We start from the raw sequence: 18114 nt of genomic DNA, 5'->3' as shown, positions 1-18114 counted from the left end.
CCGCGCCCTACCCGCACCGGAATACTCCGCCAGCCGGCACCGGGAACCGGGCAACGCAATCGAGGGAATTCTGGCCGGCATCTATGCCCAAGTGCTCGCAGTCGAGCGGGTCGGGATCGACGACTCCTTCTTCGACCTCGGCGGCGACAGCATCTCGGCGATGCGCGTGATTGCCGCCGTCAATGCCGGCCTGGGTGCCCGTCTTTCGGTGCAGTCGGTGTTCGAGGCACCCACAGTTGCCCAGTTGGCGTCGCGTGTCGGCAGGGATGACGATCGGCTTGAGCCGTTGGTGCCGGTGGAGCGGCCGGCGGTGATTCCGTTGTCGTATGCCCAAAACCGGTTGTGGATCCTCGAACAGTTGCAGGGGCCATCCCCGGTCTACAACCTGGCGGCGGCGTTGCAGTTGCGTGGCCGCCTTGATCCCGACGCGTTGGGTGCAGCGCTAGCCGACGTAGTGGGGCGCCACGAGAGCCTGAGGACACAGTTCCCGGCGCCCGAGGGAACGCCCAGGCAAGTGGTGATCTCGGTGGAGCGGGCCGACTTCGGCTGGGACATTGTCGATGCCGGCAGCTGGTCGGCGGCTCGGCTGGAGGAAGCCATCGGCGCAGCGGCACGCCACATGTTCGATCTGGCTCGCGAAATCCCGTTGCGTGCAACGCTTTTCCGCATTTCCGACGATGAACACGTGCTGGTGGTGGCGGTGCACCACATCGCCGCCGACGGCTGGTCGATCAACCCGCTGACACGCGATCTGGGGGTGGCCTATGCCAGCCGGTGTGCAGGGAAAGCCCCTGACTGGGCGCCGTTGGCGGTGCAGTACGCCGACTACACGCTCTGGCAGCGCGAGCAACTCGGTGACCTCGACGACAGCGCCAGCCCGATCGCCGCCCAGCTGGCCTACTGGCAGGACGCCTTGGCCGGGATGCCCGAGCGGCTGCAACTGCCCACCGACCGGCCCTACCCGCCGGTCGCCGATCAGCGTGGCGCCAGTGTGGCGATCGAGTGGCCAGCCGAGTTGCAGCAGCGGGTGACGCGGATGGCTCGCCAGCACAACGCGACCAGTTTCATGATGATCCAGGCCGCCCTCACGGTGCTGCTATCGAAGCTCAGCGCCAGTTCCGATGTGACGGTGGGGTTCCCGATCGCCGGACGCCGCGACCCCGCACTCGATGACCTGGTGGGGTTCTTCGTCAACACCCTGGTACTGCGGGTGGATTTGGCCGGGGATCCCAGCGTTGCCGAGGTGTTGGCGCAGGTGCGAGCGCGCAGCCTGGCCGCCTACGAGCACCAGGACGTTCCCTTCGAAGTGCTGGTCGAGCGACTCCGCCCGGCCCGAAGCCTGACCCATCACCCCTTGGTGCAGGTGTCCTTCGCCTGGCAAAACCTCCCGGGGCAACACGATCACCCCATCGCCGGACTAGCTTCGGGGGGCCTCGACGTCGCGCCGTTACCCATCGAAACCCGGTCTGCCCGTATGGATTTGACATTCTCGCTGGCCGAACGCTGGAGTGAGACCGGTGAGCCAGCCGGGATCGGCGGAGCGGTGGAATTTCGGACCGACGTGTTCGACGCGGCCAGCATCGAAACACTGATCGAACGGTTGCGCCGGGTATTGGTGGCAATGACCGCCGACTCGACCCGGCGTCTGTCGGCGATCGATGTGCTCGACGAGAGCGAGCGCGCCCGGCTGGATGAGGTCGGGAATCGCGCCGCGTTGACTCGGCCCACCGTTTCCGCGGTGCCGGTTCCGGGGTTGTTCGACGCACAGGTCGAGCGCGCCCCGGCGTCGGTGGCGATCAGCTGCGGTGAGCAGGCGTGGACATACCGGCAGCTAGATGAGGCAGCAAATCGGTTGGCGCACTTACTTGTTCGCTACGGCGCCGGCCGGGGGGAGTGTGTGGCGCTACTGATGTCACGCTCGGCTGAAGCGATCGTGGCAATGCTCGCGGTGTTCAAGACCGGCGCGGCCTATCTGCCGATCGATGTAGCGGCACCGGGGGCGCGCCTGGAGTTCCTGCTCGCCGATGCCGCTCCGGTAGCGGTGATCACCACGAGTGAGCTGGCCGACCGGTTCGACGGGCACAAGCTGGCGGTCATCGATGTCCGGGATCCTGCTGTGCAGAGCCAACCCAACACCGCACTACCGGCACCCGACCCCGAGGACATCGCGTATCTGATTTACACCTCCGGCACCACCGGGACGCCGAAGGGCGTCGCGGTCACCCACCGCAACATCACCCAGTTGTTGGGGTCGTTGGATGCGGGATTGCCGGTGGCCGGGGCGTGGTCGCAGAGTCATTCGTTGGCCTTCGACGTGTCGGTGTGGGAGATCTTGGCGCCGTTGCTGCGCGGTGGCCGGGTGGTGGTGATCCCGGAGTCGGTGACCGCTTCCCCGGACGACTTCCACGACATGCTGGTCGCCGGGCAGGTCGACGTGCTGACTCAAACCCCTTCGGCGGTGCAAGTGCTTTCCCCTGAGGGATTGGAGTCGACGGCGTTGGTGATGGCCGGGGAGGCGTGTCCGGCCGAGGTGGTGGACCGCTGGGCGCCGGGGCGGGTGATGCTCAACGCTTATGGCCCCACCGAGACCACCATGTGTGTGGCCGTCAGCGCGCCGCTTGGCGCGGGCTGCGGTGTGGTGCCGATCGGTTCGCCGGTGGCCGGAGCGGCGCTGTTCGTGCTGGATGCATGGTTGCGTCCGGTGCCGGTCGGGGTGGTGGGGGAGCTGTATGTGGCCGGCGCCGGGGTGGCCTGCGGGTATGTGCGTCGGAGTCCGTTGACGGCATCGCGGTTTGTGGCCTGCCCATTCGGGGATCCAGGACAACGCATGTATCGCAGCGGCGATTTAGTGAGCTGGCGCGCCGATGGACAGCTGGATTATCTGGGCCGCGCCGACGAGCAGGTCAAGATCCGCGGGTATCGCATCGAACTCGGTGAAATCCAGGCTGTACTAAGTGGTTTGGACGGAGTCGAGCAGGCGGCGGTGGTCGCCCGCGAGGACCGCCCCGGGGACAAACGCCTCATCGGCTACATCACCGGTACGGCGGATCCGACAGGCATGCGCGAAAAACTGGCCGACCGGTTGCCCGCGTACATGATCCCCGCCGCGGTAGTCGCACTCGACGCAATGCCGTTGACGCCCAACGGCAAACTAGACACCCGCGCCCTACCCGCACCCGAATATGCCGACGCTGATCGATACCGGGCCCCGGGCAACGCTATCGAGGAAATCCTGGCCGGCATCTACGCCCAAGTCCTCGGGCTCGAGCGCGTCGGAGTCGACGACTCCTTCTTCGACCTTGGCGGGGACAGCATTTCGGCGATGCAGGTGGTGGCACGGGCCCGCGCGGCCGGGCTGAGCTGTCGGCCGCGCGATGTGTTCGTCGAGCAGAGCGTGGCCGGGCTGGCCAGGGTGGTCACGGTGGTCGACGGCGGGGCCGGCGCGGTCGATGAGGGTATCGGCCCGGTGGCCGCGACCCCAATCATGCACTGGTTGCACGACATTGGTGGCCCGACGGATCAGTTCAATCAGGCAATGCTGGTGCAGGCCCCGGCGGGCGTAACTCCGGCCGACGTCATCGTCGTCCTGCAGGCGTTGCTGGATCGGCACCCTATGCTGCGGGCGCGGCTAAACGACGACGGCGCGCTATATGTTTCCGAGCCGGGATCGGTGGCTGCGGAAAGCTGCCTGCACACCGTCGAAATGCTCGGCGATGAGGCGCTGATCGCCGCCCGGTCGCGATTGAACCCGGCGGGTGGGGTGATGCTCCGGGCGCTCTGGGTCAGCAAGAGCTGCCAGTTGGTGGTGATCGTTCACCACTTGGCCGTCGACGCGGTGTCCTGGGGAATCCTGTTGGAAGACCTCAACATTGCGTGGGCCCAGCATCGCAGCGGACAACCCGCACACCTGCCAATGATCGGGACCTCGTTTGCCCGGTGGGCCGCACTGTTGGCTGACCACGCAGTGCGTCCAGCCGTCGTCGACCACGCCGACATCTGGCGACAGACGTTGAACGTCCGGCCCGCGCTGCCGGCACCGCAGCCCGCGGCCGATACCTATGAAACCGCCGCGCATTTCGCGGTGGCGCTGGATGCCGATACCACCGGCATGCTGCTCGGCGAGGTGTGCGCGGCGCTTCACGCCGGGATCCACGAGATCCTGTTGATCGCCTTGGGATTGGCGATGGCCGAGTTCACTGGCGCCGCGCCGGTCGGTATCGATGTGGAGGGCCACGGGCGTCACGAGGAGCTGGCCCCCGGTCTCGAATTGTCGCACACGGTGGGCTGGTTCACCACCAAATACCCGGTGGCATTGGCCGTGGCTGGGCCGTCCTGGTCGCAGGTAGCCAACGGGGAGCCGGGGTTAGGAGCTTTGGTCAAGAACGCAAAAGAACAACTGCGCGCCCTGCCCGACGGCCTGACCTACGGCCTGTTGCGGTATCTGAACCCCGACGTGGACCTGGCCGGGTCCGACCCGGTGATCGGCTTTAACTATCTGGGACGCGTCAGCGCAGGGCCCGATGCCGGGTCCGGTGAGGGGTGGCGGCTGTGCGCGGACGGCGCGTCGCTCATCGGCGCCGTGGCGGCGGTAGCCACGCCGTTGGCGCACACCGTGGAGCTCAACGCCGCCACCGTCGACAGCGGCAACGGCGCGCGCCTGCACGCCAATTGGACGTGGGCGCAGTCAGTGCTAACTCACGACCAGATCAGCGAACTGAGCCGGTTGTGGGTTGAGGCGCTGGCCGGTATCTGCTCGCACGTACAAAGCGGTGGGGGCGGATTGACGCCGTCGGATATCGCCCCGGCCCGGCTCAGCCAGCAGCAGATTGACGGGCTGCAGCAGCAACACCAGATCGCCGATATTTTGCCGCTGACGCCGTTGCAGCAGGGACTGCTTTTTCATGCCAGCGCCGCGCAGGGCAGTGACGCCGCTGCGTATGCAGTCCAGATTCAGATCACACTAAGCGGTGTCCTTGACCCCGATCGGTTACGCGCAGCCGTGCAAACCGTGGTCACCCGCCATCCCAACCTGATAGCCCACTTTTGCGACCAATTCGACGAACCGGTACAGCTCATCCCCGCCGATCCCGTCGCGCCCTGGACGTATATCGAGCTCGACGGCGCCGGTGACGTTGGTGTCGATGAGCAGCTCCGACTGGTATGTGCGGGCGAACGCACCGCGGTCGGCGATCTCGGTCACCAACCGGGATTCCGAGCGGCTCTCATCCGCGTAACCGACGACCGGAACCGTTTGGTGCTGACCAATCACCACATCGTGCTCGATGGCTGGTCGTTGCCAATCGTGCTGCAAGAACTCTTTGCGAGCTATCACGGCGAGCGCCTGCCCGCGCCCGGGTCGTATCGCCGCTTCATTACCTGGCTGGCCGAGCGCGACGTCGATGCCGCGCGCGCGGCCTGGCGCGAAGTGCTGGCCGGATTGGAGACCCCCACCCTGGTGGCCCCGCCGCACAGACTGGACCTTGGCGCCCGCGGCGTCAAAACCTCTCGGATGCCCGCCGCCACCGCGCGGGCCGTGACCGAGCTCGCGCGCTCACAGCACACCACCGTCAACACCGTGCTGCAGGGCGCCTTCGCCCAGGTGCTGATGGGATTGACCGGCCAGCACGACGTCGTTTTCGGTGCCGCGGTCTCGGGGCGGCCACCCGAGATGGCTGGCGCGGAATCGATGGTGGGCCTATTGATCAACACGGTACCGGTGCGGGCAACCATCACCGCGACAACCACCACCGTCGAGCTGCTCACACAGCTGCAACTTGCCCACACCAACACCCTCGAGCATCAGCACTTGGCGCTCAACGAGATTCACCGCGTCAGCGGCCACGAACAGCTCTTCGACACCCTGATCGCCTACGAGAACTACCCAGTCGACGCGGCCGCTTTGGCGCCGGGCGGCCAGGAGTTGGCCATCACCGATATCGATTTCAGCGAAACCAACCACTACCCGCTGACCGTGCAAGCCGTGCCCGGCCCCGAATTGGGGCTTCGCGTCGAATTCGACACCGGTGTGTTCGACGCGGCCGGCATCGACGGGTTGATCGAGCGACTGGGCCGTGTATTGCTGGCGATGACCGCCGAGCCCACCCGGCCACTCTCATCGATCGATGTGCTCGACGATGCCGGGCACGCGCGCCTCGATCAGATCGGCAACCGCGCCACCTTGACTCGGCACGCACCCCCGGCGGTGTCGATTCCGGCGGCGTTCACCGCCCAGGTGGTCCGCGTCCCCGAAGCAGTCGCGCTGAGCAGCGACTCGCGCTCCTGGACGTATCGGCAGCTCGACGAGGCATCGAACCGGTTGGCGCACCTGCTGGCAGCTCAGGGTGCGGGCCCCGGTAAATGTGTTGCGCTGTTGTTGCCGCGCTCGGCCCGAGCGGTCGTGGCGATGCTGGCGGTCCTCAAAACCGGGGCGGCCTACCTGCCGATCGACCCGGCGCACCCGGCCTCCCGCATCGAGTTCATGCTCACCGATGCCGCGCCGATCGCCGCAATCACGACCGCTGATGTATCCGAGCGGCTCGCAGGCCACGGCCTGCTGGTCATCGATGTCGATGATCCCGCTGTGGATGCCCAAACCAGCACGGCGCCCCCGGCACCCGAACCGGACGAAATCGCCTACCTCATCTACACTTCCGGAACCACTGGCGTGCCCAAGGGGGTGGGCGTAACTCACCGCAATGTCACCCAGCTGCTGGAGACCCTCGACGCCGACCTGGAATTGGCCGGGCAGGTGTGGACGCAGTGTCACTCGTTGGCCTTCGACTTTTCGGTATGGGAGATCTTCGGTGCCCTGCTCTACGGCGGGCGGCTGGTGGTGGTGCCCGACGCGGTGGCCCGCTCTCCCGAAGACCTCCACGAGCTGCTCGTCAGCGAACAGGTAACCGTCCTGAGCCGGACCCCTTCGGCGTTTTATGCACTGCAAACCGCCGACGCGGTATCACCCGAACGGGGACGGCAGCTCAAACTCGAGACTGTGGTGTTCGGCGGCGAAGCGCTTGAGCCCCAACGTCTTCGGACGTGGCTGCACAACCATCCGGGATCGCCACGCCTGATCAACATGTACGGCATCACCGAGACCACGGTGCATGCCTCGTTCCGGGAAATCGCCAGTGCAGACGCCTACATCAATGCCAGCCCCATTGGGGTGCCGCTGGCGCATCTGGCCTTTTTCGTGCTCGACGGTTGGTTGCGTCCGGTGCCCGCGGGTTTGGTCGGTGAGTTGTATGTGGCCGGTACCGGGCTGGGTTGTGGGTATGTGCGGCGCGCCGGGTTGACCGCATCGCGATTCGTCGCCTGCCCATTCGGCGAAGCCGGGCAACGGATGTATCGCACAGGCGATCTGGTGTGTTGGGGCGCCGATGGGCAGCTGGACTATGTGGGTCGCGCCGATGAGCAGGTCAAGATCCGCGGGTATCGCATCGAACTCGGCGAAATCCAAGCCGCCCTAGCCGGATTGGACGGGGTAGAGCAGGCGGTGGTGATCGCCCGCGAGGACCGCCCCGGCGACAAACGCCTCGTCGGGTATGTCACCGGCACCGCCGACTCGGCCGGGATACGCGAAAAGCTCGGGCAACGGCTACCGGGCTACATGATCCCGGCCGCGGTGGTCGCACTCGAGGCGCTGCCGTTGACGGTCAACGGGAAACTCGACACCCGCGGCCTGCCCGCACCCGAATACGCCGACAGCGATCGATATCGGGCCCCGGGCAACGCTATTGAGGAGATCCTGGCCGGCGTTTACGCCCAGATTCTCGGACTGGAGCGCGTTGGCGTTGATGACTCGTTCTTCGATCTGGGCGGGGATTCGCTGTCGGCGATGCGCCTGATCGCCGCGGTCAACACCGGCCTGGATACCGGCGTTTCGGTGCGCACCCTGTTCGAGGCGCCCACCGTCGCCCAGTTGGCCGACCGCGTCGGTGGGGAAGCGAGCGCGCGTCAGCCGTTGACAGCGGTCGAGCGGCCCGGGGTGATTCCGTTGTCATTCGCCCAGTCTCGGTTGTGGTTCCTCAACCGGTTCGAGGGCGGGGTGGCGACCTACAACATGCCGACCGCGTTTCGGGTCAGCGGGCCGTTGGATCTGGCGGCGCTGGACGCGGCCATCGATGATGTCGTCGCCCGTCATGAGCCGCTGCGAACCATCCTTCCTGACATCGACGGTGTGCCGTTCCAGAAGGTGTTGCCGGCCAAGGCGGGGATGTGGCGGCGCGGGGAAGCGGCGGTCGTATCCGTGCCGGAGCAGGACGTGGCTGGCGAGTTGATGGCGTTGGCGGGCTACCGGTTTGACTTATCGGCCGAGATCCCGATCCGTGCGCAGATCTATTCGGTGGCACCGGATCAGCATGTGGTGGGGATCGTGGTGCACCACATCGCTTTTGACGGCTGGTCACTGGCCCCGATGGTCAGGGATATCGGCGAGGCGTATCGGGCGCGTCGGCAGGGCCGGGCGCCGCAGTGGGCGCCATTGGCGGTGCAGTACTCCGATTACACCCTGTGGCAGCGCGGGCGGTTTGGTGAGCTCGACGACCGCGACAGCCCGATTGCCGCTCAGTTGGCCTACTGGGAGCAGGCACTGGCCGGGATGCCCGAGCGGCTTCAGCTCCCCACCGATCGGCCCTACCCTCCGGTGGCCGATTATCGGGGCGCCACCGTGGCGATCGACTGGTCGGCCGAACTGCAGCAGCGCGTGCGCGACGTGGCTCGAGAGCACAACGCGACCAGCTTCATGGTGATCCAGGCCGCACTGGCGGTGCTGTTGTCCAAGCTGAGCGCGAGTTCTGACGTGGCAGTAGGGTTTCCGATCGCTGGGCGCAGTGACCCCGCGCTCGATGAGTTGGTCGGGTTCTTCGTCAACACCCTGGTGCTGCGTGTCGAGCTGGTCGGAGATCCCACCTTTGCCCAGCTGCTCACGCAGGTGCGACGGCGCAGCCTAGCCGCATACGAACACCAAGAGGTCCCCTTCGAGGTGCTGGTCGATCGGCTCAACCCCACCCGAAGCCTCACCCATCACCCGCTCTTCCAGGTGATGTTGGCCTGGCAGAACTTCGCTGGCGCGGACAACAATCTCGCCGGCGGATTGGCCTTGGCCGATGACCTCGATGTCGCGCCGCTGCCGGTCGAAACCCATACGGCCCGCATGGATTTGGTGTTCCACCTGGCCGAACGCTGGAACCAGGCCGGACAGCCGGCCGGGATCTGCGGAGAGCTGGAATTTCGCACCGACGTGTTCGATCCGGCCAGCATCGAAACGCTGCTCGGGCGGTTGCAGCGGGTGTTGGTGATCATGACCGCCGACCCTGCGCAGCGGTTGTCGTCGATGGACCTGCTCGATCCCGATGAGCACGCCGGGTTGGACAGGTGGGGCAACCGATCGGTGTTGGCCCAGCCTGCAGCGGCACCAGTATCGATCCCCGTGCTGTGGGCCGCCCAGGTCGCCCGTACTCCGGAGGCGGCGGCGGTGAGTTTCGAAGGCCGCTCGATGACCTACCGCGACCTCGAAGAGGCTGCGAACCGGTTGGCGCACCTGCTGGCCGCTCATGGCGCGGGCCCGGGACACTGTGTGGCACTGCTGTTTTCGCGTTCGGCCGAAGCGGTCGCGGCGATGCTGGCAGTGCTCAAGACGGGGGCGGCCTATGTGCCGATCGACCCGACCCTGCCGGCGGCCCGGATCGGGGTCATCCTCGCCGACGCTGCACCGACCGCCGTGCTCACCACCACTGGGCTGGCGGGCCTGCTGGACGGACATGACCTGCCGGTCATCGATGTCGGCGACCCCGAAGTCCAGGCCCAGCCCTGCACCGCGCTGCCGGCGCCGGGCCCGGACAATATCGCCCACATCATCTACACGTCGGGGACGACCGGGACCCCCAAGGGGGTGGCCATCACCCACCGCAATGTGACCCAGCTGTTCGACTCACTAGACGTGGGCCTGCCGGCGGCCGGAGTGTGGTCGCAATGGCATTCCTACGGTTTCGACGTCTCGGTGTGGGAGATTTGGGGTGCGCTGTTGCGCGGCGGGCGGCTGGTGGTGGTGCCCGAGCCGGTGGCGCGCTCACCGGAAGACTTACACGCCTTACTGGTTGCCGAACACGTCACCGTCTTGAATCAGACACCCTCGGCCGTGGCGGTGTTGTCGCCGGAGGGTCTGGATTCGGTCGCTCTGCTGGTGGGTGGTGAGCCCTGCCCGGCCGAGGTGGTGGACCGCTGGGCCCCCGGGCGGGTGATGATCAACGCCTACGGCCCGTCCGAGACGTGGTACACGGCGCTTAGCGCGCCGCTGGCCCCGGGCTCGGGAGTCGTGCCGATCGGGTCACCGGTGCCTGGGGCGGCGTTGTTCGTGCTCGACGGCTGGTTGCGGCCGGTGCCGGCTGGCGTGGTCGGCGAGTTGTATGTGGGCGGCCGGGGCGTGGCGTGCGGATATTGGCGACGGGCAGCCCTGACCGGCTCGCGGTTCGTGGCCTGCCCGTTCGCCGGCACGGGCATGCCCGGGCAACGGATGTATCGCACCGGGGACTTGGTGCGTTGGGGTGCGGACGGGCAGCTGGTGTATGTGGGCCGCGTCGATGAGCAGGTCAAGATCCGCGGGTATCGCATCGAACTCGGCGAAATCCAGGCCGCCCTAGCAGGATTGGACGGCGTGGAGCAGGCGGCGGTGATCGCCCGCGAGGACCGTCCCGGCGACAAACGCCTGATCGGGTATGTGACCGGCACCGCCGACCCGGCCCAGATCCGCGCCCAGCTGGCCGAGCGGCTGCCTGCCTATATGATCCCGGCCGCGGTGATGGTGTTGCAGACACTGCCCTTGACACTCAATGGCAAGCTCGACCGAAGGGCTTTACCGGTACCCGAATACACGACCGGTGAGTATCGGGTGCCGCAGACGCAGACCGAGCAGATCGTCGCCGAGGTGTTCGCCAACGTGTTGGACGTCGATCGGGCCGGCCTTGATGACGATTTCTTCGCGCTCGGTGGGGATTCCCTGATCGCCACTCGGGTAAGCGCTCGGCTGCAGCTGGCCTTGGGACGGCAAGTGCCGGTGCGGTATCTGTTTGAGGCGTCCACTGTCGAAGGGCTTGCGCAGTATCTGGACCGGCATCGTGGCGGCCCTGCCGGCCCGCCGCTGCGGCCGATGCCGCGCCCGGAGCGGATCCCGTTGTCGTATGCGCAGAGTCGGCTGTGGTTCCTCGACCAGTTGCAGGGCCCCTTGCCGATCTACAACCTGGCGGCGCCGCTGCGGCTGCGCGGGCGCCTTGATGCCGACGCGTTGGGTGCGGCGCTGGCCGATGTGGTGGGCCGGCATGAGAGTCTGCGCACCCTGTTTACCGCACCCGAGGGGATACCCCAACAGCTGGTGCTGCCGCCCGAGCGGGCCGACTTTGGTTGGGACGTCGTCGATGCCACCGGCTGGCCGGCAAGCCAGTTGGCCGAGGCCATCGGCGCGGCGGCGCGACACACGTTCGACCTGACCACCGACATCCCGTTGCGGGCAAGGCTTTTCCGTGTCAGCGACGACGACCATGTGCTTGTGATTGCGGTGCACCACATAGCGGCCGATGGTTGGTCGATCACCCCGCTGGCCTATGACCTCAATGTGGCCTATGCCAATCGGTGCGCCGGACGGCCGCCCGACTGGACCGAGTTGGCGGTGCAATACGTCGACTACACACTGTGGCAGCGCGCGCAGTTCGGTGATCTCGGCGACAGCCACAGCCCAATCGCCGCGCAGGTTGGCTATTGGGAGCAGGCCCTGGCCGGGCTGCCAGAACGCCTACAGCTGCCCACCGATCGGCCATACCCGCCGACTGCCGATTACCGCGGTGCTGACGTGACGGTGGACTGGCCGACCGAGCTGCAGCAGCGGGTCCGCGACATGGCCCGGCAGCACAACGCCACCAGTTTCATGGTGATTCAGGCCGCCCTGGCGGTGTTGCTGTCGAAGATCAGCGCGAGTAGCGATGTGGCGGTGGGGTTCCCGGTCGCCGGGCGCCGCGATCCCGCACTTGACGACCTGGTGGGTTGCTTCTTCAACACCTTGGTGCTGCGAGTCGACCTGGCCGGTGATCCGACCGTCGCCGACCTGCTGGCCCAGGTGCGACGACGCAGCCTCGCCGCCTACGAACACCAAGACGTACCGTTCGAGGTGCTGGTCGAGCGGCTCAACCCCACCCGATCGCTGACCCACGCCCCATTGGTCCAAGTCGTATTGGCCTGGCAGAACTTCCCCTGGCAGCACAACGGCCCCGCCACCGGGCTAGCCTTAGGCGATCTTCAGGTTGCGCCGATGTCGGTGGAAACCCGCACCGCGCGAATGGATCTGGCCTTTTCCCTTGGCGAACGCTGGACGGAAACCGGTGAGCCGGCCGGCATCAGCGGAACAGTGGAATTTCGCACCGATGTATTCGACGCGGCCAGCATCGAGGCACTGGCCGAGCGGCTGCGGCGGGTTTTGGTGGCAATGACCGCCGACCCGACCCGGGCATTGTCGTCGCTGGACCTGCTCGACGAGAGTGAGCACGCCCGGCTCGATGAGCTGGGCAACCGGGCAGTGTTGACCCAGCCGGCGACAACGCCGGTGTCGATTCCGGCGCTGTTCGCCGCGCAGGCGGCCAAGACCCAGGACGCCGTCGCGCTGGTCTGCGGAGAACAGCGTTGGACCTATCGCGAGCTTGACGAGGCGGCCAACCGGTTGGCGCACCTGCTGGCCGCTCATGGAGCGGGCCCGGGAAACTGTGTAGCACTGGTGTTTTCGCGTTCGGGCGACGCGATCGTGGCGATGCTGGCTGTGCTCAAAACCGGGGCGGCTTACCTTCCGATCGATCCGGCGCAGCCGCCGGCGCGTATCGCCTTCACCCTTGCCGACGCCGCGCCAATCGCAGCAATCACCACCGCCGCGCTGGCCGACCGGTTGACCGGCTATGACCTGTTGGTCGTCGATGTCGACGATCCCGCTGTTGCGGTACAACCCAGCACCGCGGCATTACCGGCACCGGACGCGAACGATATCGCCTACATCATCTACACCTCAGGCACGACCGGCGCCCCCAAGGGGGTCGCCATCACCCACCGCAACGTCACGCACCTGATGGCGTCGCTGCATCCGGGATTGGCAGCCCCGGAACAGGGCTGGACGCAATGTCATTCGTTGGCGTTCGACTTCTCGGTGTGGGAAATCTGGGGGCGCTGCTGCATGGTGGGCGACTGGTTGTGGTGCCCGAGTCGGTCACCGGCTCGCCCGCCGATTTCCATGCGTTACTGGTCGGTGAAGAAGTCGGCGTCTTGAACCAAACGCCGTCTGCCGTCGGCGCCTTGGCGCCTCAGGGGCTGGACGCTGTGGCGTTGCTGGTCGGCGGTGAACCCTGTCCGGCCGAGGTAGTCGAGCGGTGGGCGCCCGGACGAGTGATGATCAACGCCTACGGTCCAACCGAGACGACGGTGTGGGTGTCGATGAGTGCACCATTGACACCCGGTACGGAGATGGTGCCGATCGGTTCGCCGGTGGCGGGGGCGGCCTTGTTCGTGCTGGATCGGCGGTTGTGTCCGGTTCCCATGGGTGTGGTTGGGGAGTTGTATGTCGCCGGTTCCGGTGTGGGCCAAGGGTATGTGCGCCGGGCCGGGTTGACCGCTTCGCGGTTTGTGGCCTGCCCGTTCGGTGCGCCTGGACAACGGATGTATCGCACCGGGGACCTGATGAGTTGGGGTGCGGACGGTCAGCTGCGGTATTTGGGGCGCGCCGACGAGCAGGTCAAGATCCGGGGGTACCGCATCGAACTCGGTGAAATCCAGGCGGCGTTGGCCAACTGCGACGGAGTCGAGCAGGCGACGGTGGTCGCCCGCGAGGATCAGCCTGGCGACAAGCGACTGGTGGGCTATGTCACGGGGACAGCGGACGCGGCCGAGATTCGCGCCACGTTGGGCGAGCGGCTTCCCGCCTACATGATTCCGGCGGCGGTTGTAGTGATGGAAACTTTGCCGTTGACGGTCAACGGCAAGCTAGACACCCGCGCCCTGCCGGCACCCGAGTACCTCGCTGGTGAATATCGCGCCCCGTCCAGCGTGGTCGAGGAGATCTTGGCCGGCATCTACGCCCACGTGCTCGGGCTCGAACGCGTCGGCGTCGACGACTCGTTCTTCGATTTGGGCGGGGATTCGCTGTCGGCGATGCGTCTGATCGCAGCGATCAATGCCAGCCTGGATGCGGGGCTGTCGGTGCGCACGGTGTTCGATGCGCCGACGGTCGCTCAGTTGGCGCCCCGTATCGGTGCGGACGCGGGGCGGCTCCCGCGGTTGGTGGCTGTGGAGCGGCCCCCGGTGCTGCCGTTGTCGTTCGCGCAAAACCGGTTGTGGTTCCTTGATCAACTGCAGGGGCCCTCACCGATCTACAACATGGCGATGGCGGTGCGGCTGCACGGGCGGCTCGATCCCGACGCGCTGGGTGCGGCGATGGCCGATGTGGTGGGCCGCCACGAGAGCCTGCGCACGTTGTTTGCGGCACCCGAGGGGATACCCCAGCAGTTGATTGTGCCCGCCGAGCGAGCCGAATTCGGTTGGAAGATCATCGATGCCACCGACTGGCCGGAAAGCCGGCTGATGGAGGCCATTGCCGCGGCGGCCGGTCACCCGTTTGAGCTGACTACCGAGATCCCCTTGCAAGCAAGGCTTTTCACTTTAGACCAGGATGAGCACGTACTGGCGCTGGTGGTGCATCACATCGCCGCCGACGGCTGGTCGATCACCCCGTTGACACGTGATCTTGGGGTGGCCTATGCCAGCCGGTGCGCGGGGCAAGCCCCTGATTGGGCGCCATTGGCGGTGCAGTACGTCGATTACACGCTGTGGCAACGCGCGCAGTTTGGTGATCTGGCCGACGGTGATAGCCCCATCGCCGCGCAACTGGCCTACTGGGAGGAGACCCTGGCCGGGATGCCCGAGCGGCTGCAGCTGCCCACGGATCGGCCCTACCCGCTCATCGCTGATCACCGCGGCGCCAGTGTGACGGTGGACTGGCCGGCTGAATTGCAGCAGCGGGTGGCACGGGTGGCTCGCGAGCGCAACGCGACCAGCTTCATGGTGGTGCAGGCCGCTTTGGCGGTGCTGCTGTCCAAGCTCAGCGCGAGTTCTGATGTGGCAGTGGGGTTCCCGATCGCCGGACGCCGCGATACCGCGCTCGACGAGCTGGTGGGATTCTTCGTCAACACCCTGGTGCTACGCATCGATCTGACCGGTGATCCCACAATCGCCGAACTGCTGGGCCAGGTGCGGACGCGCAGTCTGGCCGCCTACGAACGACAAGACGTTCCCTTCGAGGTGCTGGTGGAGCGGCTCAACCCCACCCGAAGCCTGACCCATCACCCACTTTTCCAGGTGCTGTTGGCCTGGCAGAACTTCGCGGCGCACGATAACGCCGCCGGCGGGTTGGCCTTTGGTGAGCTGGAGGCGACGTCGTTGCCGGTGGACACTCAGACAGCCCGGATGGATTTGACGTTTTTCCTGGGCGAACGCTTCACCGAGGCCGGTGAGCCCGCCGGAATAGGCGGGGCGGTCGAATTCCGCACCGACGTGTTCGACGCGGCCAGCATCGAAACGCTGATCGAGCGGCTGCAGCGGGTATTGATCGCGATCGTCGCGGATCCGGGACGACGGCTGTCGTCGGTAGGTCTGCTCGATGAGGCCGAGCAGCTTCGGCTGGACGGCTGGGGTAACCGCGCGGTGCTAGCTCAGCCGGCGGCCGCCAAGGTGTCGATTCCGGCGTTGTTTGCCGCGCAGGTGTCGCGCAGACCGGATGCGGTGGCGGTGAAATGTGGTGAGCGTTCATGGACGTACCGTGAGTTGGATGAGGCGTCCAACCGGTTGGCGCACTTGCTGTCTAGCCACGGTGCGGGTCCGGGTGAATCTGTGGCGCTGCTGTTTTCCCGGTCAGCTGAGGCCATTATCGCGATCTTGGCGGTGCTGAAGACCGGGGCGGCTTATCTGCCCATCGACCCGGCCCATCCCGCGGCGCGGATCGCGTTCATGGTTGCCGATGCGGCGCCGGTGGTCGCGATCGCCACTACTGAACTGGCCAGCCGGTTGAACGGGTGCAATCTGCCGGTGATCGAGGTCGATAGCCCTGCGCCCCAGGGTTATCCATGCACAGCGCTACCGGCACCGGCACCCGACGATATCGCCTACATCATTTACACCTCGGGCACCACGGGGAAACCCAAGGGCGTGGCCGTCAGCCACCACAACGCCACCCAGCTATTGCGGTCATGGAGTGCGGACCTGCAGCGCGAGGGTGTGTGGTCGCAGTGGCATTCGTATGCCTTCGACGTCTCGGTATCGGAGATCTTTGGCGCCCTACTGGCCGGCGGGCGGCTGGTGGTGGTGCCCGAATCGGTGGCCGCCTCACCGGACGACTTCCACGACTTGCTGGTCACTGAACGGGTCAGCGTGTTAAGCCAAACTCCCTCTGCCGTCGGCGTTTTATCGCCCATCGGGTTGGATTCGACGGCGTTGGTGGTGGCCGGTGAGGCGTGCCCGACCGAGGTGATGGATCGGTGGGCGCCCGGGCGGGTGATGGTCAACGCCTACGGCCCAACCGAGGCAACGGTGTACGCCGCGGTGAGTGCGCCTTTGACACCGGGAACGGGAACGGTGCCGATCGGTTCGCCAGTGCCGGGCGCAGCGCTGTTTGTGTTGGACGGCGGGTTGCGCCCGGTACCGGCCGGTGTGATCGGAGAGTTGTATGTGGCGGGTTCCGGTGTGGGCTGCGGATATTGGCGGCGGGCCGCGTTGACCGCGTCGAGGTTCGTAGCTTGCCCGTTCGGCGGTACGGGCGAACGGATGTATCGCACCGGGGATCTGGTGTCCTGGGGCGCCGACGGGCAACTGCGGTATCTGGGACGCATCGATGAGCAGGTCAAGATCCGCGGCTACCGCATCGAACTTGGTGAGGTGCGCGCGGCATTGGCCGCTTGTGATGGCGTCGATCAGGCCGTAGTGATCGCACGCGAAGACCGCTCCGGCGACAAACGCCTCATCGGCTATGTCACCGGTGCCGCCGACCCGGCGCAGGTTCGCCGTTCGCTGGCGGAGCGGCTACCGGCCTACATGGTCCCGGCGGCGGTGGTCGGGTTGGACGCGCTGCCGTTGACGCTCAACGGCAAACTCGACATCCGCGCCCTACCGGCACCCGATTACTGTGCTAGCCAGTATCGGGCGCCGGTCACCCCGACCGAGGAAGTCCTGGCCGGCCTCTACGCCGAGATACTCGGCCTCGAGCACGTCGGGGTGGACGACTCGTTCTTCGATTTGGGCGGGGACTCGCTTTCCGCGATGCGCCTGATCGCCGCGATCAACGCCAGGCTGGATGCGAACCTTGCGGTGCGCAGCCTGTTCCACGCGCCGTCGGTGAGCAGCCTGAGCCAGCAGCTGGACAACCACTCCAGCGAGATGGAAGTAGTTCCTGTCGAGGTTCTCAAGGAGGGTACCGGTGTTCCGCTGTTCTGCATTCATCCCGGTGGTGGAATAGGTTGGGCATACCAGGTTCTCGGCAATTACCTGGACTGCCCGATTATTGGAATTCAACAAACCCTGCAGCCTGAAGAGGCCGAACCTCGGTCAATTCGCGAGATGGCGAAAAACTATGCCGACAGAATCCTGGCAGTACATCCCAGCGGCCCTCACACCCTCCTCGGCTGGTCGTTTGGCGGTGTCGTCGCCCATGAAGTCGCCATCGAGCTCAAGCGCCGCGGATGCGCGGTCGCACGCCTCATTCTTTTGGACGCTCAACCCCGTATCGACGGCAGCGTCACCGCGCCAAGCACTGCCTTGGACCAAAAGGACATGCTGGAAGAAGTATTGCGGTTCTATGGTGTAGCCACCCCGGAACAGGATGCTCCGCTCACCTACGAGCAGCTAGAAGAACTAGTTCTGGAACGCGGGGCCGTCGAACTTCCTCAATACAAACAGCTTCTGGATTTGCTTGGCCGCAACCTCGATAACAACCTTGCGCTGCAACGAGCGCACGAACCCGGTGTCTTCGATGGCGATATGATCCTGTTTTCCGCCGCACCGGATGAACGCGATCGCAGTTCGTCTCCTCTGCGCAGCTGGCGGCCT

The 18114-nt window shown here is 66.3% G+C and carries 1 pseudogene (cut by a window edge); it reads left to right on the top strand.

Annotation, left to right across the window (positions count from 1 at the left end):
• Positions 1 to 18114, top strand: a pseudogene (locus tag G6N47_RS30200) (non-ribosomal peptide synthase/polyketide synthase); its annotated part reaches 18034 nt to the left of the window's first position; the annotation flags it as partial.

This window comes from Mycobacterium branderi (assembly GCF_010728725.1).
Classification (GTDB): Bacteria; Actinomycetota; Actinomycetes; order Mycobacteriales; family Mycobacteriaceae; genus Mycobacterium; species Mycobacterium branderi.
This window is presented reverse-complemented; position numbering and strand designations above follow the sequence as displayed.